This is a genomic window from Marseilla massiliensis (assembly GCF_016899955.1).
Lineage (GTDB): Bacteria > Bacteroidota > Bacteroidia > Bacteroidales > Bacteroidaceae > Prevotella > Prevotella intestinigallinarum.
Genome location: NZ_JACJJL010000112.1, coordinates 1 through 362 on the forward strand (window position 1 = coordinate 1; position 362 = coordinate 362).

Below are 362 nucleotides of genomic sequence, written 5' to 3' on the forward strand. Positions count from 1 at the left end.
TGTATGTCGAATGTTATTTTCTCCAGGGAAGTGATTTGCGGGATGCGCTCCACGGCGAACTCGTAGTAGGAGTTGAAGGACAGTTCCCTGACCTTCAGCCGCCGTTTCTGCTCCTCCATGCGGTCTATCTGCCTGTCAATCTTGACGAGCATGGTGTTCTCGTACAGCTCCTTGCGGTATTTCTCCACGATATGTGCGGCGTGTTCCCTTTCAGACTCCGAGGCGGCCTTGTCGCATATGAGGGCCATGAGCGAACGGCACTGGCGGACGAGCTTCATGCGCCTGACTTCCGAGGGGAGCAGCAGGGCGCGGCTTTCCGGCACTTCCGGCTGGTCATTGGCGTTTATCAGGCGGTCGATGTC

Annotated in this window: 1 pseudogene; it reads right to left on the reverse strand. The window is 57.2% G+C overall.

Going from position 1 to position 362, the window contains the following annotated elements:
- Positions 1 to 362 (reverse strand): annotated as a pseudogene (locus H6B30_RS16150) (TraG family conjugative transposon ATPase); the annotation flags it as partial.